At 51.0% G+C, this 26,388-nt stretch carries 24 protein-coding genes and 1 tRNA gene; 21 read left to right on the forward strand and 4 right to left on the reverse strand.

The window, feature by feature from the left end:
* Positions 1 to 179: 179 nt before the first annotated feature.
* Both M0R33_RS16015 and M0R33_RS16020 read right to left on the reverse strand, forming a co-directional pair.
* Positions 180 to 779, reverse strand: coding sequence for a hypothetical protein (locus M0R33_RS16015; protein WP_292571399.1), 600 nt, complete (start codon positions 777 to 779; stop codon positions 180 to 182).
* Positions 780 to 837: 58 nt separating this feature from the next.
* Positions 838 to 1,173 (reverse strand): DUF1508 domain-containing protein, encoded by a 336-nt coding sequence (locus M0R33_RS16020; RefSeq protein ID WP_292571402.1) that lies wholly within the window; start codon positions 1,171 to 1,173, stop codon positions 838 to 840.
* Between the two features lie 707 nt (positions 1,174 to 1,880).
* On the opposite strand from M0R33_RS16020, the gene M0R33_RS16025 reads away from it, so the two are divergent.
* The 21 genes from M0R33_RS16025 (at position 1,881) to M0R33_RS16125 (ending at position 24,589) form a co-directional block, all read left to right on the forward strand.
* Positions 1,881 to 3,851 (forward strand): methyl-accepting chemotaxis protein, encoded by a 1,971-nt coding sequence (locus M0R33_RS16025; RefSeq protein ID WP_292571405.1) that lies wholly within the window; start codon positions 1,881 to 1,883, stop codon positions 3,849 to 3,851.
* Between the two features lie 233 nt (positions 3,852 to 4,084).
* Entirely contained in the window at positions 4,085 to 4,210 is a 126-nt protein-coding gene (locus M0R33_RS16030) for a hypothetical protein (RefSeq protein WP_292571408.1), read from the forward strand.
* Positions 4,211 to 4,290: 80 nt separating this feature from the next.
* Positions 4,291 to 5,148: a 5-bromo-4-chloroindolyl phosphate hydrolysis family protein gene (locus tag M0R33_RS16035; protein ID WP_292571411.1), complete on the forward strand. Its 858-nt coding sequence runs from the start codon at positions 4,291 to 4,293 to the stop codon at positions 5,146 to 5,148.
* 32 nt (positions 5,149 to 5,180) lie between these two features.
* A complete protein-coding gene (locus M0R33_RS16040) occupies positions 5,181 to 6,350 on the forward strand; it encodes a toxic anion resistance protein (protein ID WP_292571414.1) in 1,170 nt (389 codons plus the stop codon).
* Positions 6,351 to 6,374: 24 nt separating this feature from the next.
* Entirely contained in the window at positions 6,375 to 7,472 is a 1,098-nt protein-coding gene (locus M0R33_RS16045) for an SPFH domain-containing protein (RefSeq protein WP_292571417.1), read from the forward strand.
* Positions 7,473 to 8,681 carry a primosomal protein N' (replication factor Y) - superfamily II helicase gene (locus M0R33_RS16050; RefSeq protein ID WP_292571420.1) on the forward strand — a complete coding sequence of 403 codons (1,209 nt, stop codon included), beginning with the start codon at positions 7,473 to 7,475 and terminating at the stop codon, positions 8,679 to 8,681. It begins immediately after the preceding gene.
* Positions 8,682 to 8,828: 147 nt separating this feature from the next.
* Positions 8,829 to 8,904 (forward strand) — tRNA-Phe (locus M0R33_RS16055).
* 146 nt (positions 8,905 to 9,050) lie between these two features.
* Positions 9,051 to 9,536, forward strand: a complete 486-nt coding sequence (gene rimP / locus M0R33_RS16060; protein WP_292571423.1) for a ribosome maturation factor RimP — start codon at positions 9,051 to 9,053, stop codon at positions 9,534 to 9,536.
* Positions 9,526 to 11,037, forward strand: a complete 1,512-nt coding sequence (nusA, locus tag M0R33_RS16065) for a transcription termination factor NusA (protein ID WP_292571426.1) — start codon at positions 9,526 to 9,528, stop codon at positions 11,035 to 11,037. The genes rimP and nusA overlap by 11 nt, the downstream gene beginning before the upstream one ends.
* Before the next feature lie 14 nt (positions 11,038 to 11,051).
* Positions 11,052 to 13,739 (forward strand): translation initiation factor IF-2, encoded by a 2,688-nt coding sequence (gene infB / locus M0R33_RS16070; RefSeq protein ID WP_292571429.1) that lies wholly within the window; start codon positions 11,052 to 11,054, stop codon positions 13,737 to 13,739.
* A gap of 3 nt (positions 13,740 to 13,742) precedes the next feature.
* Positions 13,743 to 14,144 carry a 30S ribosome-binding factor RbfA gene (gene rbfA / locus M0R33_RS16075; RefSeq protein ID WP_292571432.1) on the forward strand — a complete coding sequence of 134 codons (402 nt, stop codon included), beginning with the start codon at positions 13,743 to 13,745 and terminating at the stop codon, positions 14,142 to 14,144.
* Positions 14,144 to 15,055: a tRNA pseudouridine(55) synthase TruB gene (gene truB / locus M0R33_RS16080; protein ID WP_292571435.1), complete on the forward strand. Its 912-nt coding sequence runs from the start codon at positions 14,144 to 14,146 to the stop codon at positions 15,053 to 15,055. The genes rbfA and truB overlap by 1 nt, the downstream gene beginning before the upstream one ends.
* Before the next feature lie 112 nt (positions 15,056 to 15,167).
* Entirely contained in the window at positions 15,168 to 15,437 is a 270-nt protein-coding gene (gene rpsO / locus M0R33_RS16085; RefSeq protein WP_292571438.1) for a 30S ribosomal protein S15, read from the forward strand.
* An 87-nt stretch (positions 15,438 to 15,524) separates the two neighbouring features.
* Positions 15,525 to 17,603 carry a polyribonucleotide nucleotidyltransferase gene (pnp, locus tag M0R33_RS16090; RefSeq protein ID WP_292571441.1) on the forward strand — a complete coding sequence of 693 codons (2,079 nt, stop codon included), beginning with the start codon at positions 15,525 to 15,527 and terminating at the stop codon, positions 17,601 to 17,603.
* Positions 17,604 to 17,821: 218 nt separating this feature from the next.
* Positions 17,822 to 18,280 carry a hypothetical protein gene (locus tag M0R33_RS16095; RefSeq protein WP_292571444.1) on the forward strand — a complete coding sequence of 153 codons (459 nt, stop codon included), beginning with the start codon at positions 17,822 to 17,824 and terminating at the stop codon, positions 18,278 to 18,280.
* 262 nt (positions 18,281 to 18,542) lie between these two features.
* Entirely contained in the window at positions 18,543 to 19,181 is a 639-nt protein-coding gene (locus M0R33_RS16100; RefSeq protein ID WP_292571447.1) for a uracil-DNA glycosylase, read from the forward strand.
* A 5-nt stretch (positions 19,182 to 19,186) separates the two neighbouring features.
* Positions 19,187 to 21,028 carry an excinuclease ABC subunit UvrC gene (uvrC, locus tag M0R33_RS16105; protein WP_292571451.1) on the forward strand — a complete coding sequence of 614 codons (1,842 nt, stop codon included), beginning with the start codon at positions 19,187 to 19,189 and terminating at the stop codon, positions 21,026 to 21,028.
* Positions 21,018 to 21,578 (forward strand): CDP-diacylglycerol--glycerol-3-phosphate 3-phosphatidyltransferase, encoded by a 561-nt coding sequence (pgsA, locus tag M0R33_RS16110; protein WP_292571454.1) that lies wholly within the window; start codon positions 21,018 to 21,020, stop codon positions 21,576 to 21,578. Before uvrC ends, pgsA begins: the two co-directional genes overlap by 11 nt.
* A 67-nt stretch (positions 21,579 to 21,645) precedes the next feature.
* Complete coding sequence (locus M0R33_RS16115; protein WP_292571457.1) at positions 21,646 to 22,263, forward strand: TetR/AcrR family transcriptional regulator; 618 nt, start codon at positions 21,646 to 21,648, stop codon at positions 22,261 to 22,263.
* Between the two features lie 43 nt (positions 22,264 to 22,306).
* Positions 22,307 to 23,578, forward strand: coding sequence for a Vi polysaccharide biosynthesis UDP-N-acetylglucosamine C-6 dehydrogenase TviB (gene tviB, locus M0R33_RS16120; protein ID WP_292571460.1), 1,272 nt, complete (start codon positions 22,307 to 22,309; stop codon positions 23,576 to 23,578).
* A gap of 3 nt (positions 23,579 to 23,581) precedes the next feature.
* Positions 23,582 to 24,589, forward strand: coding sequence for an NAD-dependent epimerase (locus M0R33_RS16125; protein WP_292571463.1), 1,008 nt, complete (start codon positions 23,582 to 23,584; stop codon positions 24,587 to 24,589).
* A gap of 407 nt (positions 24,590 to 24,996) precedes the next feature.
* On the opposite strand, the gene M0R33_RS16130 is transcribed toward M0R33_RS16125, so the two are convergent.
* Together M0R33_RS16130 and M0R33_RS16135 are read right to left on the reverse strand one after the other, a co-directional pair.
* Complete coding sequence (locus M0R33_RS16130; protein ID WP_292571466.1) at positions 24,997 to 25,473, reverse strand: hypothetical protein; 477 nt, start codon at positions 25,471 to 25,473, stop codon at positions 24,997 to 24,999.
* A 2-nt stretch (positions 25,474 to 25,475) separates the two neighbouring features.
* Positions 25,476 to 25,757 (reverse strand): transposase, encoded by a 282-nt coding sequence (locus M0R33_RS16135; RefSeq protein WP_292571469.1) that lies wholly within the window; start codon positions 25,755 to 25,757, stop codon positions 25,476 to 25,478.
* Between the last annotated feature and the right edge of the window lie 631 nt (positions 25,758 to 26,388).

Below are 26,388 nucleotides of genomic sequence, written 5' to 3' on the forward strand. Positions count from 1 at the left end.
TCAATTCATTTCGATTTAAACATAAACCGGGGCGTTGTCAGGTTGTGACAGGAGAGAAATGCTACAACTTATTCTGTATCAAAAATCCAACGGGCTTTTTGCTTGCTGAAGCGGGAGTTGGAGAAATCCTGGGATACCTGGAACAATTGATTCAGCCCGGTTTGCAGCGGGCACGGCCCTCACACCGGTTCCTCCAAGACTTTCCAGTCCTTTTCAAGCAAGGCATAATAAGGACGCAATGCGACCATCAATGCCTGATAAACAATCAATGCATCGGTCGGGTCTTTCTGTTTAAGCTCGGCGATCTCGGTCAGAAACCGATATAGCATTTTTACGAAATTCTCGATCGTCATCGCCAGCCAGGCATCGTTGGTAATCCATTTGTCGATAAACTCATCCAACCGCGCAAAGGTCAGTTTCAACAGGGGATAAGCGGTTTGCATTTCCTTGTATTCCCGCAGCACCATGTACTCGATGTAAGCCTGCTCGGATGCTACCCGCGGCCGATTGGTAATACTCAGATAAGTGGCTTTGTAATCGGCATAGGCGGCATCGAATTTTTCGCAAAATTCTGTTTCTTTGGTCATTTCAAGCCAAGGCTGAAGATTAGCCGTCGTTACGCGATAGCACTCGCTGATCGCGTCTGCCATTTTGTCGAATTGCTCGACAAAGGCCGGCTTACTGAGTTCGCCTTTAATCAGATGTTCAATCGCGGCCAGCTCGCTCGCGGTGACGCAAACCGTGGCCAATTCCCGAATAAGTTTGAGTTCGAGCCCCATATCGCCGTTACCTCGCCGCTAGCTGAAGAAAAATTCAAGAATCGCCACTATCCTTAGCTCACTCGGTCAGATCGACGATTTCGGCAACGCAGGCATTGTCTTTAACAATGTGTAGCGCATTGTCGAATACCATGGTCGAGTTATATAAAACGCTTTTGACAATGATGGTGCCGGCCGTATCCTTGATGACAAAAAAAGTATCGCCCTCGGGCACTCTGCTGGCGGCAATTTGATTGCTCATTAAGGAGCCGGTTCTGACTTCTTTAATGGCCTGCATGGCTTCTTCCTTGTTGCCGTAATCGCCGCTCATCAGAATGAGTTCGCCCTTACTGCTGAGGAAATTAAAAATATACTGATTTTCATCGTTGGTTTTAAGTTCAAAAGTGGCTGGCATAATCTGTTCCGGAAGTTATCGGTTGAATTAGGTTTGGCGACGATCAAATTTCGGCCTTGCGATTCCTCGCAAACGACAGAAAAAACGCTTCGAAAGAGAAACCTAAGCGTGACCGGCAAACGCTATAAATCAAAAAGCAAACATTATGCCAATAAAATACCCTTTATAATCAACAGGAAAGATATCTTCTCCTATCCTATTGTCGGCTTTGCTACACGACATTGACGGCGATCCGATAGCCGTTCGAACCGCCCTCATCAAGCAACGGCCAACCGGCTTTCAAGCCAGCCCCTGAATTCCGAAAAGCCCCGCTCGGCAACCCGCAACGTTTGCAATAATGCTAATCAACATAGGTTCCCCCTAAGCAAAACGTGGTTCGTAAACCCGTCCCGAACGCTTCAACCCATTGCAGAGAAACGGCAAACGTTAGGCGGATCGAATAATCCGCCCGGCTAAGGCAAAACACGTTAAATTGAATCGGCGACATTTATTCCACCAGTCACTGTATCGGTGCCACTGCCGCCAACTGGTCCGGTAAGCCGGCTTATAAAGCCGTCGCATCCAGCCAATCGCCACGGCTTCAACGGTATTAGCCATCGCAACAAGGATAGGGGTATTAAATTTAGCCGGCGGCGGCAGACTGTAATCATGTTGTCATAATTCCGTAATAAATTAGGCCGCTTCACTCCAGTAGGGATAGCAGAGGCATGAAAATCCAGCAAATATCCAAACTCGTCACCTTATCCTTAGTGGCGGTTTTGATAAGCTTTGGGACCACGGTAAGCTGGTCGCTGAATCATTTGAACCAAGCCTTTAAAATGGTTGAATTTTTTGGCCAGCAAAAAGACCAGATCTACAACGACATCAATCAACCTGTGTTTGCCTACCTGTATAGCGGCGACACCACCTTGCTTAACGATCTGGAAAGCAATCTGGACCGGCTGAAAAATGATCTGCAAGCTCACGATTCGCTTTCGGATACGGTAAAAAGCAGTCTTTCGCAGATGTTGGCCGATATTCAGCAAAAGGCATTGCCGGAACTGGCGGCGGCCGGAAAACTGGCTAATCCGCAACAGCTTTTGCTCAATAACGAAAAACAGGTGTCGGCGCATCTGCAGACCCTGCTGAACTATGTCGAGCTGGCCGTAAATGCGCCCGTCGACCAGCAACGCGCCTATCTGTTGCGGATCGGCCAAGCCCAATCGGCATTGCAAAGTTTATCCAGAGTCCGCCAACGTTATTTTTCCGAACCTAACCCAGGCGCGCCAGACAGCTTACATAGCTATTTACAGCAACTCATCGGCAAGGAAACGGCATTGGAACAACTGTCCTTGCTCGGGGTCATGAAAGTCCAAGCCGAAGACGAACAGCTGTTTACACTCGGCGACAGCGGACCGCAAGCAAAAACCGAGGACATGGCACAGGAACCCCTGGCCGAAATGCATTCCCTGCTACAACGCTACGAAAAGGATTTAGACAACGCCAAAAACATCGCCAACAACAAGATAAGCACCCAGACCGACATCAACCGGCAAATGCAGGTCTTTAACCAAAAACTGCAGACTTTGCAGAATGAAATCAATCACGAGTACCAATATTACGAGCGCATGCTATATGGGAGCATGACTGTCTGCGTGCTGCTGATCGTGCTGGCCAGCGGCCTGATGCTGGCCATAAAACAGCATCTAGCGCATATCATTAGCCATATTACCGATTACGTGGATAAACTGGCGAATGGCGACTTAAGCTCATCCATTGCATTGAAAAGCAAGGTCACGGAAATCAAGGAACTGGAAAGCTCGCTAAAAAAACTGCACGATTATTTCAAGCTGCTGATACACAATATCGATGCGGAAATTTCATCCTTGGCTAAATTCGGCGGCAATATTGAACAAGTGGCAGGTAACCTGAACAGCATTATTGCCGATCAACAGCAAGCCACCGAACTAGCCGCCAGACAGATGAATGATTTATCCAGATCGTTCAAAGCAGTGGCTGGAAATGCCGCCGAATCGCAAACCAGTACCACGGCGGCGCAAAATCTCATCGAACAAGGTGTCGGGCACATTACCCATACCAACCGGCAAGTCACCGATTTGGCCCGCGTCATCAACAATACAGCCGAAGCACTGCTGCTGTTACAGCGTGACGCCAAAGCCATCGAAGCTGTGCTGGGCATGATTCAGGGATTTGCCGAGCAAACCAATTTGCTGGCGCTGAATGCCACCATTGAAGCCGCCCGCGCCGGCGAACACGGCCGAGGTTTTGCCGTGGTAGCGGACGAAGTGCGCAATCTGGCCGGCAATACCGCCCAATCGGCCAACCAGATTCAAGCGTTGGTGGAAAAACTCAGTAAGGCGACCAATTCGACCGTGGAGTTGATGAGCGACCAACAAAAAGCCGCCGACCAGACCACCCAGGCCGTGCAACAAGTGGACGCCATATTCAACGGCATCAAACAATCCATAGACCTGATCTACCGTAAGAGTTCGCAGATAGCCGAAGCAACCGTTGAGCAGTTACAGGTTACCCAACAATTGGCCCATAACTTTGAAAACACCGCCGAACTGTCCAAGCAAACCACCGCGGCCGCGCAAACCAACATCGTCAGCGCATCGTCTTTGGCCGGTGTATCCGACAACTTGCGTCAACTGATTGTTAAATTCAAATTGGCTTGACCTCTATCCTAAAAGCCATGATGCTTAAGCCATCGGAGCTGGTTAACTAAAGCCGTTCCGGAATTGGATTAGGCACGGCTCGGGTTTTAACAACGCGGAAGGTTAGCCAGACTAGCGCCCTGTTCTTAGAAAAGATTCGATGTGATATGGTTCTTGCTATATCTTCTGCTTGTTGAAACGTCCAAGTGTACTGACGATACGCTTGTTTATCGTAAAAATGGGTTTATTTAAGTATGTCCAAGTTTTTTATAAGATTACTGGGGTTTATTTTGTTGCTATCGACCATGGGCTTGGCAACCTGCCAATCCGTGCTTAAAGCCGAGCCGGTTAGCGCATCTGCCGCCGGCATGCAATTCTGATGAAGCAGCCAGGGCGAACAGATGAAAGTCTGCTCGGAAGACGCGGCAGTCAACAGCCAAATTAAGGGTGGTATCCAATCATGCCTCAGCTCCCCAAACTGAATTCAGCCAAACGCTTTAGCGGCGAAGCCTTGCGGCAATATTCGCCGCGCGGTCTGTTAGTGTATGTGCTGGCGTTGGCGCTAATACCGGCGGTCCTGATCGGCCTTGTTAAAGGACACGTCATGTCCGTACTGGTCAATGCCGGCGCATTTGCGCTGTATTGCGCCGCCGCCATCATGCTTCGCAACGGCTTGAAGGCGGAAAACCCAGTCCGGCAAGACAGGCTGCGCAATCCCTCCAAATGGCCCAGGAAATTCTGCGCGGCGCTGCTGGTGGCCGCAACAACCGGGCTATTAACGGTTTTAAGCCTTCAGCAAGGCCTGTTAATGGCCGCGTTGTATGCCGGCGGAGCGTTTTTGGGCATGTACTTAAGCTACGGTTTCGACCGGCGTCCATCCAAACCCATTATGGCGGCGTACGGGTATTCCGGCGACGAGATCAGACAAACCCTGGCCGCTGCCTTGGCCATTATTAACGATATCGAACAAAGTAACCGCATAATCCTGCATGCCGAACTCAACCAACGCATAGATAGAATCTGCCAGATTGCCGAAGATGTGATTGCGGAATTGGAAGCAGACCCGCGCGGTATTCGCCGGGCACGTAAATTCCTGAATGTGTACCTAGAGAACGTGCAACAGGTTATCCAGGGCTACGCTAAAACCCACCAACAAGCCGGCTCCCAGGCACTGGAGCAGAATTTCAGACAGGCACTGGATGCCATCGAATCCGCTTTTCAGGAACAACAACAAAAACTATTGGCAGAAGATGTGTTTGATCTGGACGTCAAAATCGAGGTATTGACACAGCAACTCAAACGCGAAGGCATACTGTGATTTTGCATTTTCACTAAAGGGGAAAACCCGTTATGAGCACACGAGAAACATCGATAACCCGACTGGCCGAGGCCCCGTTGAAGGAAGCGGTCCAGCAACCCGCCGGACAAGAAATCGTGCCGGGCGTGCAAACCGACATCGTTACCTTCACCGAAGCGCCGGCGGAAAAACAGCAGAAAATTCAGCAACTGTTACACGAAATCGACATCCAGGATTCGCAGTCTATTTTATTCTTCGGCAGCAAGGCTCAAGAGCAATTGACCACGGTATCCGACCGTATGCTGGAAGGGGTTAAAAATAAAGATACCGGCCCGGCCGGCGATGACTTGAATAATATGGTCGCTACCATTCGCGGCTTCGACATCGACGAGCTGGATCCGAATAAAAAACCCGGCTTTTTCGCCAAATTGCTTGGCAAGGCCAAACCGGTGGTGAAATTCATTCAGCAATACGAAGAAGTCCGCAAGCAGATCGACAGCATCACCGATAAGCTGGAAAAACATAAATCCAACCTATTAACCGATATCGCTTCGCTGGACCGGCTCTATCAGGCTAACCTGGATTATTTCCATACCCTGGAAGATTACATTGCCGCCGGCGACGAAAAACTACAGGAACTGGACAATGCGGTCATTCCGGAACTGACCGCAGCGGCGGAAGCCAGCCAGGCAGTGCTGACGGCGCAAAATCTGCGCGACTTGCGCTCCGCCCGTGACGATCTGGAACGGCGGGTGCACGACTTGCGTCTAACCCGGCAAGTCGCCATGCAAAGTCTGCCCAGTATTCGCCTGGTGCAGGAAAACGACAAAGGTCTGGTCAATAAAATCAATTCCACCATCGTCAACACCATTCCGCTGTGGCGCCAACAACTGGCTACCGCGGTGACGATATTCAGATCCTCGCAAGCCGCCGAAACCGTCAAGGCCGCCACCGACCTGACCAATGATTTGCTGGCCTCAAACGCAGAAAATCTGAAATTGGCTAACGCCGAGACCCGTAAACAGTTGGAGCGCGGCGTGTTCGATATCGAGGTAGTAAAACAAGCCAATCAGGCCTTAATCGACACTATCGAGGAAAGCCTGCAAATCGCCGATCAGGGCAAAAAAATGCGCAGCGAAGCCGTGCTGCAATTGCAGCAATGCGAGAACGAGTTAAGAAAAACCCTGGTATCGGCACAGGCCACTGCAGCGGCTAAAGGCTAAGCAATTAATCTTGGAGAAAGGACTGTGGGGATTTTAGACAAACTGTTCGGCGAGTTTATCGATGTCATTGAATGGACCGACGACTCGCCGAACACCATGGTATACCGATTCGAACGCTATGGTAACGAGATCAAATACGGCGCGATGCTGACGGTACGGGAGTCGCAAACGGCCGTTTTAGTCAATGAAGGCCAGATTGCCGACGTTTTCCAGCCCGGTTTATACCAGCTGGAAACGCGCAACATGCCGATCATGACCACGCTGCACAGCTGGCCGCATGGTTTTTCCAGCCCATTTAAAGCCGAAGTGTATTTCATCAACATGCGTCGGTTTACCGATTTGAAATGGGGCACCAAAAATCCGGTCATGCTACGCGACAAGGAATTCGGCCCGGTGCGCTTGCGCGCCTTCGGCACTTATACGTTACGCGTCAGCGAAGCCCGGGTTTTCCTGAAAGAAATCGTCGGCACCGGCGGCCACTTTCAAACCGGCGACATTAGCGACCAATTACGCAATCTGATCGTGTCCCGCTTTGCCGATATTCTGGGCGAATCGGGCATCCCACTACTGGAACTTGCCGCCAACTACGACGAACTGGGCGACTTTATCACCCAAAAAATCCGCCCCGAATTCGCCGCTTACGGCCTGGATGTGATGCAAATGTTGGTGGAAAACATTTCCCTGCCGCCCGAAGTGGAAACCGCCCTGGACAAACGCACCAGCATGGGCATTATCGGCGATTTGGGACGTTATACTCAATTCCAGACCGCCGAGGCACTGGCGGCGGCGGCGAAAAATCCATCCGGCGCCGCCGGCGAAGGTATCGGCATGGGGATGGGATTTGCGATAGCGCAAAATCTCGGCCAAAATCTGGCGCAAAGCAAACCGCAAACCGCCTCTCCCCCGCCGTTGCCCAATTCAGCGCTGTATTTTGTGGCCATCGCCGGCCAGCAACAAGGGCCTTTTAATTCGAGCCAATTGCGGGAGAAAATTATAACCGGCGAAGTCGGCCGCGATACGCTGGTGTGGACGGAGACGTTGGTAGAATGGACGCCTGCGGAAAAGGTCGCCGATTTAGCCTCGGCTTTTGCACACATACCACCGCCCCTGCCTAAAAATTAAATGTCCGCCGTTTTCAAGGCTTTAAACCCTAAGTCGGCTAACGCGCTGCAATTTCCCTGCAGACAATGCGGAGCGGTGCTGAAATATGCGCCTGGCACCACGCATTTACTTTGCGAGCATTGCGGCACGGAAAACGTCATTGAGCTGCGTAGCGAAAAAATTGCAGAATACGATCTCAGGCAAGCCTTACAACAATTAGCCGAAACACCGACAACAACAGCGGCCGCGCCCACCATCCATTGCGAAGAATGCGGTGCCGGCTTTCAATTCGAGGCTAAAAATCACGCCGGCGAATGCCCTTTCTGCGGTACGCCGATTGTAGCTACCACGGGGCAAATCAAACCCATACAACCTAAGTCGCTGTTACCGTTCGGCATCGACCAGGCCAATGCCCGGCAACGCTTTCAGCAATGGATCACCGGATTATGGTTCGCACCGAATGCCGTCAAAAAGTACGCCCGTAGCGATACCAAATTAAGCGGCGTGTATCTGCCGTTTTGGACCTTCGACAGCCATACCGCCACTACATATAGCGGCGAACGCGGCGACGTCTATTACGTTCAAGAACGGGTGCAAGTGGTCAGAAATAACCGCTTGGTTACCGAAACACGGCAAGTGCCCAAGATTCGCTGGACGCCGGTCAGCGGTCGGGTACAACGTTTTTTCGATGATGTACTGGTGGGCGCCAGCAATTCCTTGCCCCGCAAAATTCTGGATGCGCTGCAACCTTGGGATTTGCACAACTTGATTCCCTATGACGAAAATTATTTAAGCGGCTTTCGCAGTGAATACTATCAAGTAGAACTGGCCGACGGTTTCGACCTGGCCCGGCAAGTCATGGACAACCAAATCTATGCGGACATTTGCCGGGACATCGGCGGCGATCATCAACGCATCCACCAGGTCAACACCCAGCACAGCGGCACCACTTATAAACATTGTCTGCTGCCGGTCTGGTCGGCGGCATTTCGTTACCGGGATAAATCCTACCGTTTTGTGGTTAACGGCAGAACCGGCAAAGTACAGGGCGAGCGACCTTACAGCCCCTGGAAAATTGTCTTTGCCTGCGTGGCGGCCCTACTGTTGGCGGCGGGTGCTTACTACTATTTGGAACAATCGGGCGCGCTGGACAACCAACAGACTCATCCCGTCACCATCCAGCCCTACCCCTACCGGCAGCCGCTTGACTATAATTCCTTCCAGAATTAACGCTTTATATAGGCCTGTTGATAAAAATTGAAACGCCTACTATGTTTCCCGCAAAAATTGTCACGTCACGATTGCTTAAATGTATTTCATTCTGTACAATGGCCGGATTGTTGACTACTTGCTGTCAGCAACAAGCAATAATTAAATGCCCAGGTAGCTCAGTCGGTAGAGCAGAGGACTGAAAATCCTCGTGTCGACAGTTCGATTCTGTCCCTGGGCACCATGCTTACCCGGTTTTTTCTCAAAGAGCCCCTTCATGGGGTTTTTTGTTTTAAGGGCTTTAGGGCTTTAACAAGTCCATTGGGTTTATAGATGTTTATGGAAGAGCCTGAGGCTCTTTTTTTTTGTGTTTTATAAGGCGAAGCGGAAATGAAACTGGCTCCAGAGCACTTGGTGGAATTGATCGAACCAATTGTCGAAGGTCTTGGTTACGAATGCGTGGGGATTGAATACAACCCTCACCCGCAGCATGGCATGCTGCGCATTTACATCGACAGCGAAAACGGCATTTTAGTGGACGACTGTACTAAAGTCAGCCATCAACTGAGCGGCATGCTGGATGTGGAAGATCCGATTCAAGGTGAATATCAATTGGAAGTATCATCGCCTGGCGAAGACAGGCCGTTTTTCAAGCTTAGCCAGTTTGAAAAATATATTGGCAGCACAGTGAATGTCAGCCTTTTCAAACCCATTGATAAACGCAGAAAAATTATCGGCCTGATTCAGGCCGTCGACGGTGACGATGTCATGTTAACGGAAGGCGAGCAGACGCTTAAAGTGCCCTTTCAAGCAATGAGCAAGGCGCGTTTGGTGCCGGAATATTTACTCAAAAAAGGAGGACGTAGTGGCAAATAAAGAAATTTTATTAGTGGCGGATGTTTTTGCCAACGAAAAAGAAATCGACAAGGAAATTATCTTTCAGGCCATTGAGTCCGCCTTAGAAGCCGCGACCGTCAAACGCTATGAAAACCCTATCAAGGCGCGCGTAGCCATCAATCGCCATACCGGCGATTATCTTACTTACCGCCGCTGGCAAGTGGTGGCCGCCAACCCCGACATCAACGGCGACGTAGAATTTCCCAGCTGGCAAGTCCTGCAGGAAGTAGCACAGATCGACACCCCGGACATTCAAGTCGGCGATTACGTCGAGGAAGAAATCGAATCCGTGGCCTTCTGCCGAATCGCGGCACAAACCGCCAAACAGGTTATCATTCAAAAAGTTCGCGAAGCCGAGCGCAAGAAAATCGTCGAAGCCTATCAGGACCGGGTGGGCGAACTGATAACCGGGGTAGTCAAGCGCCTGGAAAAAGGCAGCATCTACCTGGATTTGGGCGGCCATGTCGAAGCCTATATTGCCCGCGAAGATATGATACCCAGAGAACCTGTACGCATGGGCGATCGGGTACGTGGTTATCTCAAAGATGTGCGCTCCGAACCGCGCGGCCCACAGTTATTTGTCAGCCGCACCGCGCCGGAATTGCTGATTGCCTTGTTCCGCCTGGAAGTCCCCGAAGTCGGCGAAGGCATGATCGACATTATTGCCGCTGCCCGCGACCCGGGTTCCCGCGCTAAAATTGCCGTCAAGGCCAACGACCCTCGTCTGGACCCGGTCGGCGCCTGCGTCGGCATGCGCGGCTCGCGAGTACAAGCCATTTCCAACGAACTGGCCGGCGAGCGAGTGGACATTATTTTATGGAACCCCAACGAAGCGCAGTTTGTTATCAACGCCATGTCGCCGGCTGAAATTCAGTCTATCGTGGTTGACGAAGACAAACACAGCATGGATGTGGCGGTCACCAGCGACAGTTTGTCCCAAGCGATCGGCCGCGGCGGTCAAAACGTCCGTCTAGCATCGGAGCTGACCGGCTGGGAACTGAATATTCAGGATGCCTCGCAAGTCGATAAAAACCTGGACGAAACCGCGGCGAAAGCCAAACAAGAATTTATGAAATTACTGGACGTCGATGAAGAAATCGCCGACGTCCTGGTGGAAGTGGGCCTGAGCAACATTGAAGAAATCGCCTACATCCCGGTCGACGAAATGCTGGAAATCGAAGGCTTTGACGAAGAGTTGGTCGAAGCCTTACGCAGTCGCGCCAAGGACGCTTTATTAATTAAAGCCATCGCTTCCGAAGAAAAAATCGAAACGTCGGAACCCAGCCCCGAATTGCTGGCCTTGGACCAGATGGACATCAAATTGGCGCACGAAATGGCCGCCAAGGGCATTGTCACCTTGGACGATTTGGCCGAGCAGTCGATCGACGACATTATCGAATTTACCGGCATGGATGAAGATCGAGCAGGTAAACTTATTATGAAAGCCCGCGAATCATGGTTCGCTGAGGACAAGGGCTAAGGCAGGAGGATTCTATGAGCGATAAAACAGTACAGGCATTAGCAGAGGTAGTTGGCATTCCTTTGGAGCGTTTTTTGGAACAACTGAAGGAGGCCGGCTTAACCGCCACCGATCCCGATGATGTCATCAGCGAAGAGGAAAAAGTCAAATTGCTGGCGCATTTACGTAAACGCCATGGCAAAGCCGATGCCAGCCAAGACAGCAGCACCCCGAAACGCATTACCTTAAAACGCAGCACCAAGACCGAACTCAGACAGTCGTCCGCACCCGGCACCGGCACCAAAACGGTCAGCGTCGAAGTACGCAAACAAAAAACCTACATCAAACGTAGCGACGCATCCGTCAGCGATGCGCAAAAAGAGGCGGAGCTGGCCAAACAAGCCCTTGCGGCACTGGAAGCACAAAAACACCAGCAAGCCGCCGAGGAAGAAAAACGCCATCAGCACGAAGCCCAATTAAAGGCCGAAGCTGAAAAACTGCAACCCGCGCCGGAAGCCGTCAGCGTGCCTGCCGAAGCAGCGCCCGCACCGAAATCGGAACCCCTCATTGCCGAGACCGCGCCAGTCGAAGCCCCGGTCGCCCCGACACCGGTTGCGGAAAAACCGGAAGTTGCTATTACCCCCCCTCCCGCACCGGCCAAACCTCAAATGAGTGAAGCCGACCGCCTGGAATATGAAAAGAAACAGCGCTTGGAGGCAGCAGTAGAGCGGAACGCTGAAAAAGTCAGAAAAGCCGCCGAAGCCAAACAGCAAACCCTGCATAAGAAAAAGCAGGAATTCAAGCCGGCGCGCGGACCGTCTACCGATATTTCCGCCGACACCAGCGATGCTGCCCGTCGAGGTAAAGGCAAAAAAGGCAAACCCGGCCGCCGCGAAAAACCCGAGCATGAAATCGAACAGCAAGGCGGCAAACATAAATTCGAAAAACCCGTCGCCCCTACCGTATTTGACGTCACTATTCCGGAAACCATCATCGTTTCCGACTTGGCCGCCAAAATGAACATCAAGGCCGCCGAAGTCATCAAGCACTTGATGAAGCTGGGCATCATGACCACCATCAACCAAGCCATCGACCAGGAAACCGCGGTGATTTTGGTGGAAGAGATGGGTCATAAAGCCATCATGCAAAGCGAGGATGATTTCGAACAGGAAATGCTGGCCGAAGTACTGGGCGAAACGGAAGAGCAAAAATCACTGCCGCGCGCGCCTATAGTCACCATCATGGGTCACGTCGACCATGGTAAAACCTCCTTGCTGGATTACATCCGCAAAACCCGTGTCGCCGCCGGCGAGGCTGGCGGTATTACCCAGCATATCGGCGCCTACCAGGTCAAAACCGACCACGGCGCCGTTACTTTCCTGGACACCCCGGGTCACGCGGCGTTTACCGCCATGCGGGCTCGCGGCGCCGAAGTGACCGACATTGTCATCGTGGTGGTAGCGGCCGATGACGGTGTGATGCCGCAGACCAAGGAAGCCATCGAACACGCTCGCGCGGCCAATGTACCTATCATCGTGGCCTTGAACAAAATCGACAAACCGGAAGCCAATCCGGACAAAGTCATGCAGGAACTGGCTACCTTGAATGTCGTCCCTGAAGAATGGGGCGGCGACGTGCAATTCCTGCGAGTATCCGCCAAAGTCGGTACCGGTATCGATGAATTGATCGAAGCATTGATTGTACAGGCCGAGGTGCTGGAATTGACCGCGCCCGCCGAAGGCGTGGCGTCCGGTATCTGTATCGAATCGCGTCTGGATAAAGGCCGAGGCGCCGTGGCTACCGTATTGATTCAGAAAGGCACCTTGAGCAAAGGCGAGTTCGTACTCTGCGGTCACGAATACGGGCGGATTCGCGCCATGTTCGACGAAAATGCCCACGCCATTAAATCGGCCGGCCCCAGCGCGCCGGTGGAGATCCTCGGTTTATCCGGCACACCGGATGCCGGCGACGAATTCCTGGTGGTGCAAAACGAACGTGTGGCTCGCGAATTGGCGGCTCACCGTGAAGACCGTAAAAAATCCAACCGCCACGCGGCCGCTCACGCTTCCAAACTGGACGATGTATTCTCCAGAATGACGGCCGGCGAAACCGCCACCTTGAACGTGGTCATCAAAACCGACGTACAAGGCAGCTTGGAAGCTTTGCGAGAATCTTTGGTCGGTTTGTCGACGGATGAAGTGCAAGTCAAATGCGTGTACGGCGGCGTGGGCGGCATCAACGAAGGCGACGCCAACCTGGCGCTGGCATCCAGCGCGATTTTGATCGGCTTTAACGTCCGTGCCGATGCGGTAGCACGTAAATTGATCGAAGAAAAAGACATCGACCTGCATTATTACAGCATCATTTATGAAGCCATAGACGAAGTCAAACGCGCCATCAACGGTATGTTGGCTCCCGACATCCAGGAAAAAATCGTCGGTCTGGCCGAAGTGCGCGACGTATTCCGCTCGCCCAAATTCGGTGCGATCGCCGGCTGTATGGTCATCGACGGTTTCGTCAAACGCAACCTGCCGATTCGGGTGCTGCGCGAAAACGTGGTGATTTTCGAAGGCCAGCTGGAGTCCTTGCGCCGCTTCAAAGACGATGTCGGCGAAGTCAAAATGGGTATGGAATGCGGTATCGGCGTTAAAAACTACAACGACGTCAAACCGGGTGATCAAATCGAAGTGTTCGAACGCATCGAAGTAAAACGGGAAATATAATCCATGCCTAAAGAGTTCGGCCGCAGCCAGCGAGTTGCCTCGCAAATGCAAAAAGAGTTGGCGCTGATCCTGCAACGCGATGTACATGATAGGCGCCTGGGCTTTGTGACCGTCAACGAGGTGGTGTTAAGTAAAGATCTGGCTGTCGCCAAAATTTACATCACCGTCTTGAATGCCGATGAAGCCGGCAAACTGGCAAACGTTAAGGCATTGAACGAAATGTCGCCGTTTATTCGCCACGAATTGGCTAAACGCATGCGCTTACGGCATATTTCCGAGCTGCACTTTCATTATGACCATTCCTTCGATACCGGCATGCGCGTTAGCGAACTGCTGCACGATGTGAATGACGCTACGACGGCGGACGCTGACGAAACAGACAGCAATCCGCAACAGGACGATTGATGGCAAAACGCAAGTCCGGGCGCGATGTACACGGCATCGTGCTACTCGACAAACGCCTGGGCGTTTCTTCCAATAAAGCCTTGCAGGAAGTACGGCGTTTATTTAACGCCAACAAGGCCGGCCATACCGGCAGCCTGGATCCGCTGGCTACAGGCCTGTTACCGCTGTGTTTCGGCGAGGCCACCAAGGTATCCGCGCTGATGCTGGATGACGATAAGCGTTATCAGGTAACGCTGCGTTTGGGTCGGATGACCGATACCGGCGATTGTGAGGGCAACATCGTCAAGGAAATGCCGGTACCCGTGTTTACCGAAGCCGACTTATTGCACAAGTTACAGCGATTTACCGGCCCTATCGAGCAAGTACCGCCGATGTATTCGGCCTTGAAGCATCAGGGTAAAAAACTGTATGAACTGGCCCGGGAAGGAAAAACGGTGGAAAGACAGTCGCGCCGCATTACGATTTATGCCTTGCATCTGCTCGACTTCGACAGCGAATACATTAGCCTAGCGGTGGAATGCTCCAAAGGCACCTACATCCGCTCATTAGCGGAGGACTTGGGGCACGCCATGGGCAGTTGCGCCACCGTTACAGCCCTGCGCCGTATCGCCGCGGGCATGTTCAATCTGGAGAACGCCCATACGCTTGAGCAACTGGAGGCCATGACCGACGCGGAGCGCATGCAATGCCTGATTGCCGTGGATGCACCATTGCGGCAACTGCCGGCGATTACCTTATCGACCGAGCAAGCCGCCAGCATCAATCATGGCCAACAAATCCGTATTGACGGCCATGCACCGGGCGCCGTGCGCATGTATAGCGAACAAACCTTTTTAGGTTTGGGAGAAATCCTTTTGGATGATAAACTAGCGCCGAAAAAGTTATTTAATCTGAACCGTCAAGTTGCTTGATTATTCAGACAAAAATTCATCCGCTCCTGCACCCTATTGTGGGAACGGTGATTACTCGCCATCAACTCCGATGGCTTTATTTTTAACAACATTTAATCGATAGGGATTAAGAATGGCATTAACCGCAGCACAAAAAAAAGCAGTCGTCGAAGAATATCGTTTGTCGGAATCCGACACCGGTTCCACCGAAGTTCAGGTTGCTTTATTGACCGCCAACATCAATCAGTTGACTCCTCACTTTGCCGCCAACAAAAAAGACAACCACTCACGCCGTGGTTTATTACGCATGGTTAACCAACGCCGCAAATTGCTGGATTACCTGAAAAACACTGACGTGGTCCGTTATCGCTCCTTGATCGAGCGCTTGGGCATTCGTAAGTAACGTATTTAAAGAGACGGCACTTCTGGGTGCCGTTTCTGCTTTATGGCAAATTTTCAAAACAACCTTTAAACACAAAGGAACCTTATAGTGAATCCTATCAGGAAACAATTTCAGTACGGCGATCGTCTCGTCACGTTAGAAACCGGTGAAATAGCCCGCCAAGCCAATGGCGCGGTGATGATTGATGTCGAAGGCACTTCTTTATTGGTGACAGTCGTTGGTAAAAAAGAAGCGACTGGCGGAGACTTTTTCCCGTTGACCGTTAACTATCAGGAAAAAGCCTTCGCGGCCGGTAAAATACCCGGCGGCTTTTTCAAACGAGAGGGCCGACCCAGCGAAAATGAAACCCTGATTTCCCGCCTGATCGACCGGCCTATCCGTCCGTTGTTTCCCGAAGGCTTCACTAACGAAGTACAGATCATTGCTACCGTGGTTTCCCTTAACCCGGAAGTGGACACCGAGATCCCCGCTCTGCTGGGCGCATCCGCGGCGCTGGCCGTTTCCGGCCTGCCTTTCAACGGTCCATTGGGTGCTGCCTGCGTCGGTTACAAAGACGGTAACTATTTGCTGAACCCGTCTTTAGCAGCCATGAAGGAATCGCAATTGCAACTGGTGGTTGCCGGCACAGCCAAAGCCGTATTGATGGTGGAATCGCAAGCCGATTTACTGCCAGAAGAAGTAATGTTGGGTGCCGTTTTGTTCGGCCACGAACAAATGCAAGTAGCCATCAACGCCATCAACGAACTGGCCGCCGAAGTCGGCACACCGGCTATGGCCTGGACGCCGGTCGAATCCAACGCCGAACTGAAAGCCGCCGTTGCCGCCGAAGCCGAAGCCGCCATCAAAGCCGCTTACCAAGTGGCCGAAAAATTGGTTAGACAAGACCAACTTAGCGGCATCCGTAGCGCCGTGGTGGAAAAACTGACCACCGACGACCAATTTGCCGAAAAAGATATTCGTAATGTCATCGAGCATCTGGAATACGACATCGTGCGCGGCGCGATTTTGAACGACCGCAAACGTATCGACGGCCGCGACCTGACCACTGTCAGACCGATTACCATTCGTACCGGCGTACTGCCCAGAACTCACGGCTCGGCCCTATTCACCCGCGGCGAAACTCAAGCCATCGTGGTAGCTACTCTGGGTACCGAACGTGATGCGCAAATTATCGACGCGCTGTCCGGCGAATACAAAGACCCGTTCATGCTGCATTACAACTTCCCTCCCTACAGTGTGGGCGAAACCGGCTTTGTCGGCTCGCCAAAACGTCGCGAAATCGGTCACGGCCGTTTGGCGAAACGCGGTGTGGCGGCTGTATTGCCCAACATGGCGGAATTCCCTTACGTGATCCGTGTGGTATCGGAAATCACCGAATCCAACGGTTCCAGCTCCATGGCGTCAGTCTGCGGTAGCAGCTTGGCATTAATGGATGCCGGCGTGCCGATCAAAGCACCTGTGGCCGGTATAGCCATGGGCTTGATCAAAGAAGGCGATCAATTTGCAGTATTGTCCGATATCCTGGGTGACGAAGATCACCTGGGCGACATGGACTTTAAAGTGGCCGGCTCCGAAAACGGTGTCACCGCCCTGCAAATGGACATCAAAATCGACGGCATCACGCCGGAGATTATGAAAGTCGCCTTGGAACAAGCCAAGCACGGTCGTCTGCACATTCTGGGCGAAATGAACAAAGCCTTGTCCGCGACCCGCGAAGAAATGTCCGACTTTGCACCGCGCATCATCACCTTCAAGATCGATCCGGCGAAAATCCGCGAAGTCATCGGCAAAGGCGGCGTCACCATTCGCGCCATAACCGAACAAACCGGTGCCAGCATTGATTTGACCGACGACGGCGTGGTTAACGTCGCTTCCGTCGACAGAGCCGCCGGTGAAGAAGCCAGACGCATGATCGAAGAAATCACTGCTGAAGTCGAAGTAGGCAAAATCTACGAAGGCAAAGTAGTCCGTCTGATGGACTTCGGCGCATTCGTCTCCATCCTGCCAGGTAAAGACGGCTTGGTGCACATTTCGCAAATTTCCGAAGAGCGTGTTGAGAAAGTCAGCGACAAGTTGTCGGAAGGCGATGTGGTTAGGGTTAAGGTGCTGGAGATTGACCGTCAAGGACGGGTGAGATTGAGCATGAAGGAAATTGATAGCGAGTAATTTTTTCGCTGATTGATTTGAGAAAGGGCCGAAAGGCCCTTTTTTTTGTGTCGCTATCGCGACACCAAACCTGAAATCCTATATACCCAGCTCGGCAGACATGCTGAACATTATGAAGCAAAATCAATCGCGACTTTTACCGGCATGAATGGTAAGTGATATAAACTAATGGCAAAATAAGCAATATTTTCAAAACATTACCACTCGATAAATTTAGCATGAAAACTTTACTGCAGAACCATGAGCAAGAGATTGAGCGACTGATAGCATCCAGGGTCGCGCAAGCAAAAGAGATTTGGTTAGCCGAGAGCCGCAAGCTGGAACAGACAATTTCAGACGCCGCGAGTCGCGAAACCGCATTAACCAAAGAAATCAGCGAATTAAAACAGAAATTAAAAGAAGCGCGCTCATATAAAGACTATTACTCAAAATTACTGGATGACGCAAAAGCAATCGAACTCGAGTTGCATAGAAAATGTGCAGATTACCATGTTAGGCAGCAGGAACTTGAAGAGGCATTAGCCAAATTACAACCTAACTTCCAGGCTATAAATAGCGATGATGCCCGCGCCGCCAAGGTTGATCTGATTAGACTGGATAATCAAATACATGCCGCTAGAGCCGAGTTGACCAGATTACAAAAGGAAATTGAATTGGCTAATTCAGCCTTGGTTTGAGCTAGTACAACTGGAGCAGGTAAAAGAAAAACTGCAACAGTACCCACTAACCGAATCGCTCTCTTCCCGCGCCATCGAACATCCGTTACATTTTCTGCTACCAAGGGCATTTGACAGCCCGTAGGTGCTGATGAAGCGGGTGTCGAGAACAAGTACTGCGGTTGCCGGTCTGCGAACCGAATTAAACTCACTCGCCGGAGTGGCAACGCAATACGCTGTCCAATCAGGTAAAATCCTACCGATTTCAACCAAACAGCCAACCATGCCCCACTCCGCCTACTTCAAGCAATCCTGCCGGCTATGCCCCCGGCTGGCCCATTTTCTGGACGACGTCAAACAAAAGCACCCCGACTATCATGCCCTGCCCGTCGCCCCCTTCGGCGACCCGAATGCGCGGTTGTTAATCGTCGGCCTGGCACCCGGCATGCACGGCGCCAACGCCAGCGGCCGGCCGTTTACCGGCGATTATGCCGGCTTACTGTTATATAAAGCCCTGTACGATTTCGGTTTCAGCAATCAACTGGAGTCGACCTCCCTGACGGACGGATTGCAATTGACTAATTGCCGCATCACTAACGCCGTGAAATGCCTGCCGCCGCAAAACAAACCAACCGGCGACGAAATCAAGCAATGCAATCCTTATCTGGCCGCAGAAATAAAGACATTGCCGAAAAACGCCGTGATTCTGGCTTTGGGCAACATTGCCCACCAAGCGGTACTGCGCGCGTATGGCTTAAAAGCCACCGCCGCCAAATTTGGCCACCACACACTATACGATTTGCCGGACGGCAATAAGCTAGTCAGCTCTTACCATTGCAGCCGCTACAACGTGCAAACCAAGCGCCTGAATATGGAGATGCTGGCTGCTGTGTTTGCCGACATTAAGGATTTGCTGGCCTGAATGCCATGAACGACGCCGTCTCACCAATCGATTTTGACGTCAAAGCCTTTTTAAAAACCCTGACCCAGCGTCCCGGCATTTATAAGATGCTGGATGCCAAAGGCGAAATCATTTACATCGGTAAGGCCAAAAACCTGAAAAACCGGGTATCGAGCTATTTCCGCAGCAATGCGGTGTCGCCCAAGCAGTCGGCCATGGTCGCCAAGGTATGCGGTATCGAAGTCACCGTTACTCATACCGAAGGCGAAGCCTTATTATTGGAAAGTCAGCTGATCAAACGCCATAAACCGCGTTACAACATCAGCTTGCGCGACGATAAATCCTACCCTTATGTATTCATTTCCAGTTTTCACGATTTCCCGCAATTGTCCTATCACCGCGGCGCAAAAAAACGCAAAGGCCGCTATTTCGGACCTTATCCCAGCGCCAGCGCAGTCAAGGAAACTTTAAAACTGTTGCAAAAAATCTTTCCGGTACGCCAGTGCGAGGACTCCTACTACAACGCCCGCTCCCGGCCCTGCCTGCAACATCAAATCGAACGCTGCAGCGCGCCCTGCGTCGGTTTGATCAGCAAGCAGGATTACCGGAACGATGTAGACAGCACGATTTTGTTTCTGGAAGGTCAAGGCGGCCAGTTGATCGACCAGCTGGTGCAAAAAATGGAAACCGCCGCCTCGGCCCTGGAATTCGAACAGGCTGCCGTATACCGCGATCAAATTCAACGCCTAAGGGCCGTACTGGAGAAACATTTCGTCGAGGGTGAGAAAGGCGATGTTGATATTTTGGCTTGCGCTGCCAAGGCCGATTTGGCTTGCGTGCAGGTGTTTTTTATCCGCAACGGCCAAAACCTGGGTAACCGGCAATTTTTCCCTAAAATCGTCGTGGAAAACGATCCCGGCCTGATTTTGCAGGCCTTCATCAGCCAGTATTATCTGGATAAAACTGTTCCGCACGATCTCATCATCAGTCACCCGCTGCCGGAAACGGCCTTATTGATCGAAGTATTGAGCGGACAAGCCAAGCATAATGTGACAATCAGTCACAATGTGCGCGGCGAGCGGCAAAAATGGCTACGGATGGCTGTCACCAACGCCGATAGCGCTTTAATGGCCAAACTGGCCGACAAACAGGGTTTGTACGCGCGTTTTCTTAGTTTGCAGCAGGAATTCCGCTGCGCCGAAGTACCGAAGCGTCTGGAATGTTTCGATATCAGCCATACCCAAGGCGAACAAACGGTGGCTTCCTGCGTGGTATTCGACCGTGAAGGCCCCGTCAAGTCGGACTATCGGCGCTTTAATATCGAAGGCGTCACCGGAGGTGATGATTATGCGGCGATACATCAGGCAGTATTCCGCCGTTTCAAACGCCAGAAACAGGGCGAACACCCGGCGCCGGATATTTTGCTGATAGACGGCGGCAAGGGGCAAGTCTCCGCAGCGCAAAAGGCATTGGCGGAATTGGAGATAAACAATGTTATGATAGTCGGCGTTTCCAAAGGACCGGACCGTAAGGCAGGCATGGAAAAAATCATTTTGCCGAATAAAGATCAACCCTTGGACGTCTCTCCCGGCGCCAGCGCGCTGCTCTTGATTCAGCATATTCGTGATGAAGCGCACCGGTTTGCGATTACCGGCCACCGGCAACGCCGCGGCAAAGCCAAACAGCAATCCGCGTTGGAAGATATCGCCGGATTAGGGCCGAAAAGACGGCAGATTTTATTGAAACAGTTTGGCGGTTTACAGGGTGTTTCCAGTGCGGGCGTCGATGCCTTGGCCAGCATCGAAGGCATTAGCAGGCAATTGGCGCAACGAATTTACGATACTTTCCACCATCAAGATGGCAGTTAAATTTAATTTACCCACATATTTGACATTTTTACGCATCGCCATGATTCCTTTATTGGCCATTGTGTTTTATTTGCCGTGGGAATACAGCCGCATCGCCAGTACCGGTATTTTTTTATTTGCGGGCTTCACCGATTGGCTGGATGGTTACCTGGCCCGAAAATTGAATCTGGAAACCGCATTCGGCGCCTTTCTGGACCCGGTTGCCGATAAATTAATGGTGGCTTTTGTATTGGTTTTGGTGGTGCAGGCAGAAGCCAACCCTTATCTGGCCATTCCAGCGGCGGTCATTATCGGTAGAGAAATTACCATTGCGTCCTTGCGAGAATGGATGGCTGAAATCGGCCAACGCGCCAAGGTCAAAGTGTCCCAATTAGGTAAATGGAAAACCACCGCTCAAATGGCGGCCATTAGCTTACTGCTATACCGCGATAATTTGCTCGGCCTACCCATCAATGATATGGGCTACTGGCTGCTATACTTGTCCGCGGTCTTAACGTTATGGTCGATGGTCAATTATTTAATTGCCGCCATTGACACCATTACAGAATAATAATAATTGCAGCTTTATACTGCACAAACCAGAGAGTCAAACAGCAGGTAAAGCTGTAAATAAAAGCATGGAACAAGAAATAAAAACAGAACCTGAAATCGAAACCACCCCCAATAAAACTTTGAGTCAAGATGAAGTTTTACAGGCAGCCTTAAAACTTTTCGCCCAAAAAGGTTATTCCAATACCTCATTAACGGATATCAAGGACGCGGTAGGCCTAAAAACCGCCAGCGGTGTTTATCAGTTTTTCAAGACCAAGCAGGCCATAGCCGAGACACTGCGCGAAAACATTCTGGATAGCTTCAGCATTTCCATAGACGACATCCGCCGCAGAAATCGCAAAGCTTCCGAACAATTACGCGAAATTGTCGATCTGCTGTTTAAGTTGACCGAAGACGCGCCGGAAATCATTCAATTTTTATTATTTGTAAAAACCGAAGACTTTCTGACGGACTCGACACCGTTAATGGATACCGCGGCATTTAATAAAATTAAACGCATTATTCAAAACGGCATTAAAGAAGGCGAAATCAAATCCATCGATTACCTTTTGGCTTATTGTTATTTTTTTGGCATTATCAATCAAACGTTGCTAATGGTCTTGAACGGCGCACTGCCCAAATCGGCCGACAGCTATCAATCGCAAGCCTGGCTGACAGCTTGGGGTTGTATAGCTAAAAAATAATTTTCATCTTCTTCCATGCGGACAAAACAGGAGTGGCAAAACGATGCTAAGTAACATCAAAATCGGCATGATAGGCTTGGGCTATGTAGGCTTGCCCCTGGCAGTGGAGTTCGGACAGAAATACCCAACCGTGGGTTTTGATATTAATCAGCACCGCATAACCGAACTGCAATCCGGCAATGACCATACCTTGGAGGTCAGCTCGGCGGAACTGGCGGAAGCGACCCTGCTGACTTATAGCGCTAGCATTCAAGATATCGCCGGCTGCAATATCTACATTGTCACGGTACCTACCCCAATTAATGAGCATAAACAGCCGGACTTGACTCCGTTACAAAAGGCCAGCGACCTGCTGGGAAAAGTCATTAAATCCGGCGACATTATTATTTACGAATCCACCGTCTACCCCGGTGCCACCGAAGAAGTGTGCGTGCCTATCCTGGAAAAAGTCTCCGGATTAAAGTTTAACCGGGACTTTTATGTTGGTTATAGCCCGGAGCGAATAAACCCGGGCGATAAACAACATCGGGTGACCAATATTTTAAAAGTCACGTCCGGCTCAACCCCGGAGATTGCCGAAAAAGTCGACCAACTTTATAAAAGCATCATCACTGCCGGCACGCACAAAGCCAGCTGTATAAAAGTAGCCGAAGCGGCTAAAGTCATCGAAAACACCCAGCGCGACGTTAATATCGCCCTGATCAACGAGCTGGCACTGATTTTTAACAAACTGGGCATCGATACCGAAGAAGTGTTACAGGCAGCCGGCACCAAATGGAATTTTTTACCGTTTCGTCCCGGTTTGGTCGGCGGCCACTGCATTGGCGTCGATCCTTATTATCTAACCCATAAAGCCCAGGCTATCGGCTACAACCCGGAAGTCATTTTGTCCGGCCGCCGCATCAATGACAGCATGGGCGCTTATGTGGTTTCGCAACTGATCAAATTGATGCTTAAAAAGCGCATCCAAGTGCAAGATGCCAAAGTCCTGATCATGGGCCTGACTTTCAAGGAAAACTGTCCGGACATTCGCAACACCCGCGTGGTGGACATTGTGGCGGAACTGAAAACCTATGGCGTCACCATCGACGTTTATGACCCTTGGGTCAATGGCGATGAAGCTTTCGAAGAATACGGCATACGCCCCATCGCACAACCCGGCAGAAGGAAATACGACGCGATGATATTGGCTGTCGCTCATGAGGAGTTCAAGGAAATGCCGATCAGCGATATCCGGGCACTGGGCAAGGAGCAGTCCATCATTTACGACTTGAAATATCTATTCCCGGCAGAGCTAACCGACGCGAGACTGTAAGCAATGAAAATCATGGTCACCGGCACCGCCGGCTTTATTGGCAATCATCTGGCTCTGCGCTTGCTGGAGCGTGGCGACGAAGTCATTGGTATCGATAACCTCAACGACTATTACGACGTCAACCTGAAGATCAACCGTTTAGCCCGCATCAAAGACCATGCTGCTTTTACCGACGTCAGACTGGATATCGCCGATCGTGAAGGCATGAAGGCGGTGTTTAAGAAACATCATCCGCAAAAAGTCGTCAATCTGGCTGCGCAGGCCGGCGTACGGTACTCATTGGAAAATCCGCATGCTTACATAGACAGCAACATAGTCGGCTTTATCAATATCCTGGAAGGCTGCAGGCATAACCAAGTCGAACATTTGGTTTATGCCTCCAGCAGTTCCGTGTATGGCGCCAACGAATCGATGCCATTTTCAGTACACGATAATGTCGACCATCCACTCAGCCTGTATGCCGCATCGAAAAAAGCCAACGAGCTGATGGCGCATACCTACAGCAATTTGTACCAGTTGCCGACTACAGGTCTACGTTTCTTTACCGTATACGGCCCGTGGGGCAGGCCCGATATGGCGCTATTTCTGTTTACCAAAGCGATTTTGGCGGGTAAGCCGATAGATGTATTCAATTACGGCAAACACCGGCGCGATTTCACTTATATCGACGACATTGTCGAAGGCGTGATAAGAACACTGGATCATACAGCGCAAGCCAACCCGGATTGGAGCGGCGAAAAACCGGACCCCGGCACCAGTAAAGCGCCGTGGCGGGTTTATAATATCGGCAACCAAAATCCGGTGGAACTACTGGCATACGTTGAAACCTTGGAACGTTTTTTAGGCAAAACGGCGGAAAAGAATCTGCTGCCGTTACAACCCGGCGACGTGCCGGATACCTATGCGGATGTAGAGGCCTTGGTAACCGATGTCGGATACAAGCCCGACACCACGATAGAACAAGGCATAGAACGTTTCGTGACTTGGTATAGAGAATATTACCGGCAATAATCATCGACGTACCGGACCTGTTCTTGCAGACAGCTCAAATCCCCTGGTCGTGGAAATGCGGTTCGCCATCCAGAATATCATGAGCGCTTAACAACTCAACCTCTCACCATCCGCCGTAAAGTGCCTGCACTTCTGAGCATTTTAGGGGTAGGCGCAAGCTTAGCAATGAACGATGTGAGTTGGTTGCGACTGAGCTTTCTGCTAACGATTTTATGGCCGGCCTCATTGACACCATACAAATGAACGCTTTGCTTAGCTAAATCGATTCCCAATACTTTGATCTCTTTGCTTTCTGATTTTAGGCTTGCATCATTGTTTGTCACAGTTTGTCTCACTTACCCTGAGGGGTTCAAAATGACCATCTTCGCCGTCTCGGGCCGGTCAGTAAAGTGAGGCGGACCATTCCATTAAGTCTTGCAGTCAAATATTTCGAAAACCATTTTTTTGACCGCCCTACTGACTGTCGAATAATGTACACCGAAAGCATCCGCGATTTGCTGCATCGTATAATCGCCGGTCTCATAAGCCTTTCTTATCCCCTCTTTCGTATCGGGGATAGTTTCGACATAGTCGCTTAGCGGTCTGCCCAACGGTCTTCGTTGCACTTTTGGGATTTCTTTTAGACCTTGCGATTCGGCTTTAATTTGCCTTTGCAGCTTTTCCACGAACGGCTTATCGCCCAGGAAAATCTGATTTCTAAGCCCTTCCCAAACAGGCGGCAATCCGACACCGGCCCGGACAAAGTCTCGATAGCGTTCAATCGCTTGCTCTCTATTCAAACCAAATTGCCGCAACAACCAAGCAACTTGCAAGCATTTCAACGGCGGAGCTTGAGCAACCGTCGCCCGATAACTGCTCCAAGGCCAATCCGCTACATCATTCACCATCAGCGCTGATGCCGACGGTTGAACGTTTGTGTGTAAACGCCATTCAACTGGCGCATACCCTTGGATAAATTGCCTTCTACCGTCTCGACAACCACATGGTAATGATTGCTCATCAAACAATAGGCGTGGCAAATCCAATTAAACCGGGCACAAACATCACTGAACAATTCGAGCCAATTTAATCGGTCCTTATCATCAAGGTATATCGCGTTCCGCGCATTCCCCCGCGACGTCACATGATATAACCCGCCCGCTAATTCTAATCTGAGTGGTCTAGCCATGGCTGTTAGGATAGACCATATTTGCTTGATTGGGAGAGTAGCGGCAGCCCTTACGGGCTACCGCCCTCGCAGAACCGGACTTGGAGTGTTACACCATCCGGCTCCCAGTTTAAGTCATCCACAATGGTTTGGGATATAAGTTGTGCTGGATTCGCAACGATGGCATCCATGCCCTTAACACCTTGCTAAACTTCGCCCAGTTACAACTTCGCCTTTGGCTTCTTCTATTTATCCATTTGAATAGCACGCGGCTTATCAGATAAGCGTAATTTCTGATCTGCCGGGCGTTACCACTCACACCGTAGTAGGCCACGTGACCGACCAAGTGCCGCCGCGCGTAGAGCATCATGGCTTTCCCGCCTTGCAATCTCAACTGTGCCAGTTTCTGGTTGACCTCTTTAAGTTTCTTCGTGATTCGTTCGCGTTGCGTCGTGCGCCCCACGATGAACCGACCTTTGCGACTCTTGCCCACGTAGCCCCCCGCGTCAAAATAGTTGTCGCCTTAAATTTTTAGAACCCTTTAAATTTGAGATAAAAAATGAATCTTTCCAAGAAACAGTATTCTGACGAGTTCAGAGAGCAAGCCCTGGCAAAAGTCTACAATCGTGGAAAACGAACCATTCAAGAAATT

The organism is Methylomonas sp., assembly GCF_023228165.1.
In the GTDB taxonomy this organism is placed as follows: Bacteria; Pseudomonadota; Gammaproteobacteria; order Methylococcales; family Methylomonadaceae; genus Methylomonas.

What these genes read in the sequence shown, in the direction of transcription:
- rpsO (WP_292571438.1), top strand. Translation starts at nt 15,168, where the DNA reads ATGGCATTAACCGCAGCACAAAAAAAAGCAGTCGTCGAAGAATATCGT.
- pgsA (WP_292571454.1), top strand. Translation starts at nt 21,018, where the DNA reads ATGGCAGTTAAATTTAATTTACCCACATATTTGACATTTTTACGCATC.
- M0R33_RS16115 (WP_292571457.1), top strand. Translation starts at nt 21,646, where the DNA reads ATGGAACAAGAAATAAAAACAGAACCTGAAATCGAAACCACCCCCAAT.
- uvrC (WP_292571451.1), top strand. Translation starts at nt 19,187, where the DNA reads ATGAACGACGCCGTCTCACCAATCGATTTTGACGTCAAAGCCTTTTTA.
- M0R33_RS16095 (WP_292571444.1), top strand. Translation starts at nt 17,822, where the DNA reads ATGAAAACTTTACTGCAGAACCATGAGCAAGAGATTGAGCGACTGATA.
- M0R33_RS16030 (WP_292571408.1), top strand. Translation starts at nt 4,085, where the DNA reads ATGTCCAAGTTTTTTATAAGATTACTGGGGTTTATTTTGTTGCTATCG.
- rimP (WP_292571423.1), top strand. Translation starts at nt 9,051, where the DNA reads ATGAAACTGGCTCCAGAGCACTTGGTGGAATTGATCGAACCAATTGTC.
- M0R33_RS16035 (WP_292571411.1), top strand. Translation starts at nt 4,291, where the DNA reads ATGCCTCAGCTCCCCAAACTGAATTCAGCCAAACGCTTTAGCGGCGAA.
- M0R33_RS16015 (WP_292571399.1), bottom strand. Translation starts at nt 779, where the DNA reads ATGGGGCTCGAACTCAAACTTATTCGGGAATTGGCCACGGTTTGCGTC.
- M0R33_RS16020 (WP_292571402.1), bottom strand. Translation starts at nt 1,173, where the DNA reads ATGCCAGCCACTTTTGAACTTAAAACCAACGATGAAAATCAGTATATT.
- rbfA (WP_292571432.1), top strand. Translation starts at nt 13,743, where the DNA reads ATGCCTAAAGAGTTCGGCCGCAGCCAGCGAGTTGCCTCGCAAATGCAA.
- M0R33_RS16040 (WP_292571414.1), top strand. Translation starts at nt 5,181, where the DNA reads ATGAGCACACGAGAAACATCGATAACCCGACTGGCCGAGGCCCCGTTG.
- tviB (WP_292571460.1), top strand. Translation starts at nt 22,307, where the DNA reads ATGCTAAGTAACATCAAAATCGGCATGATAGGCTTGGGCTATGTAGGC.
- infB (WP_292571429.1), top strand. Translation starts at nt 11,052, where the DNA reads ATGAGCGATAAAACAGTACAGGCATTAGCAGAGGTAGTTGGCATTCCT.
- M0R33_RS16100 (WP_292571447.1), top strand. Translation starts at nt 18,543, where the DNA reads ATGCCCCACTCCGCCTACTTCAAGCAATCCTGCCGGCTATGCCCCCGG.
- M0R33_RS16025 (WP_292571405.1), top strand. Translation starts at nt 1,881, where the DNA reads ATGAAAATCCAGCAAATATCCAAACTCGTCACCTTATCCTTAGTGGCG.
- M0R33_RS16050 (WP_292571420.1), top strand. Translation starts at nt 7,473, where the DNA reads ATGTCCGCCGTTTTCAAGGCTTTAAACCCTAAGTCGGCTAACGCGCTG.
- M0R33_RS16135 (WP_292571469.1), bottom strand. Translation starts at nt 25,757, where the DNA reads ATGGCTAGACCACTCAGATTAGAATTAGCGGGCGGGTTATATCATGTG.
- truB (WP_292571435.1), top strand. Translation starts at nt 14,144, where the DNA reads ATGGCAAAACGCAAGTCCGGGCGCGATGTACACGGCATCGTGCTACTC.
- M0R33_RS16125 (WP_292571463.1), top strand. Translation starts at nt 23,582, where the DNA reads ATGAAAATCATGGTCACCGGCACCGCCGGCTTTATTGGCAATCATCTG.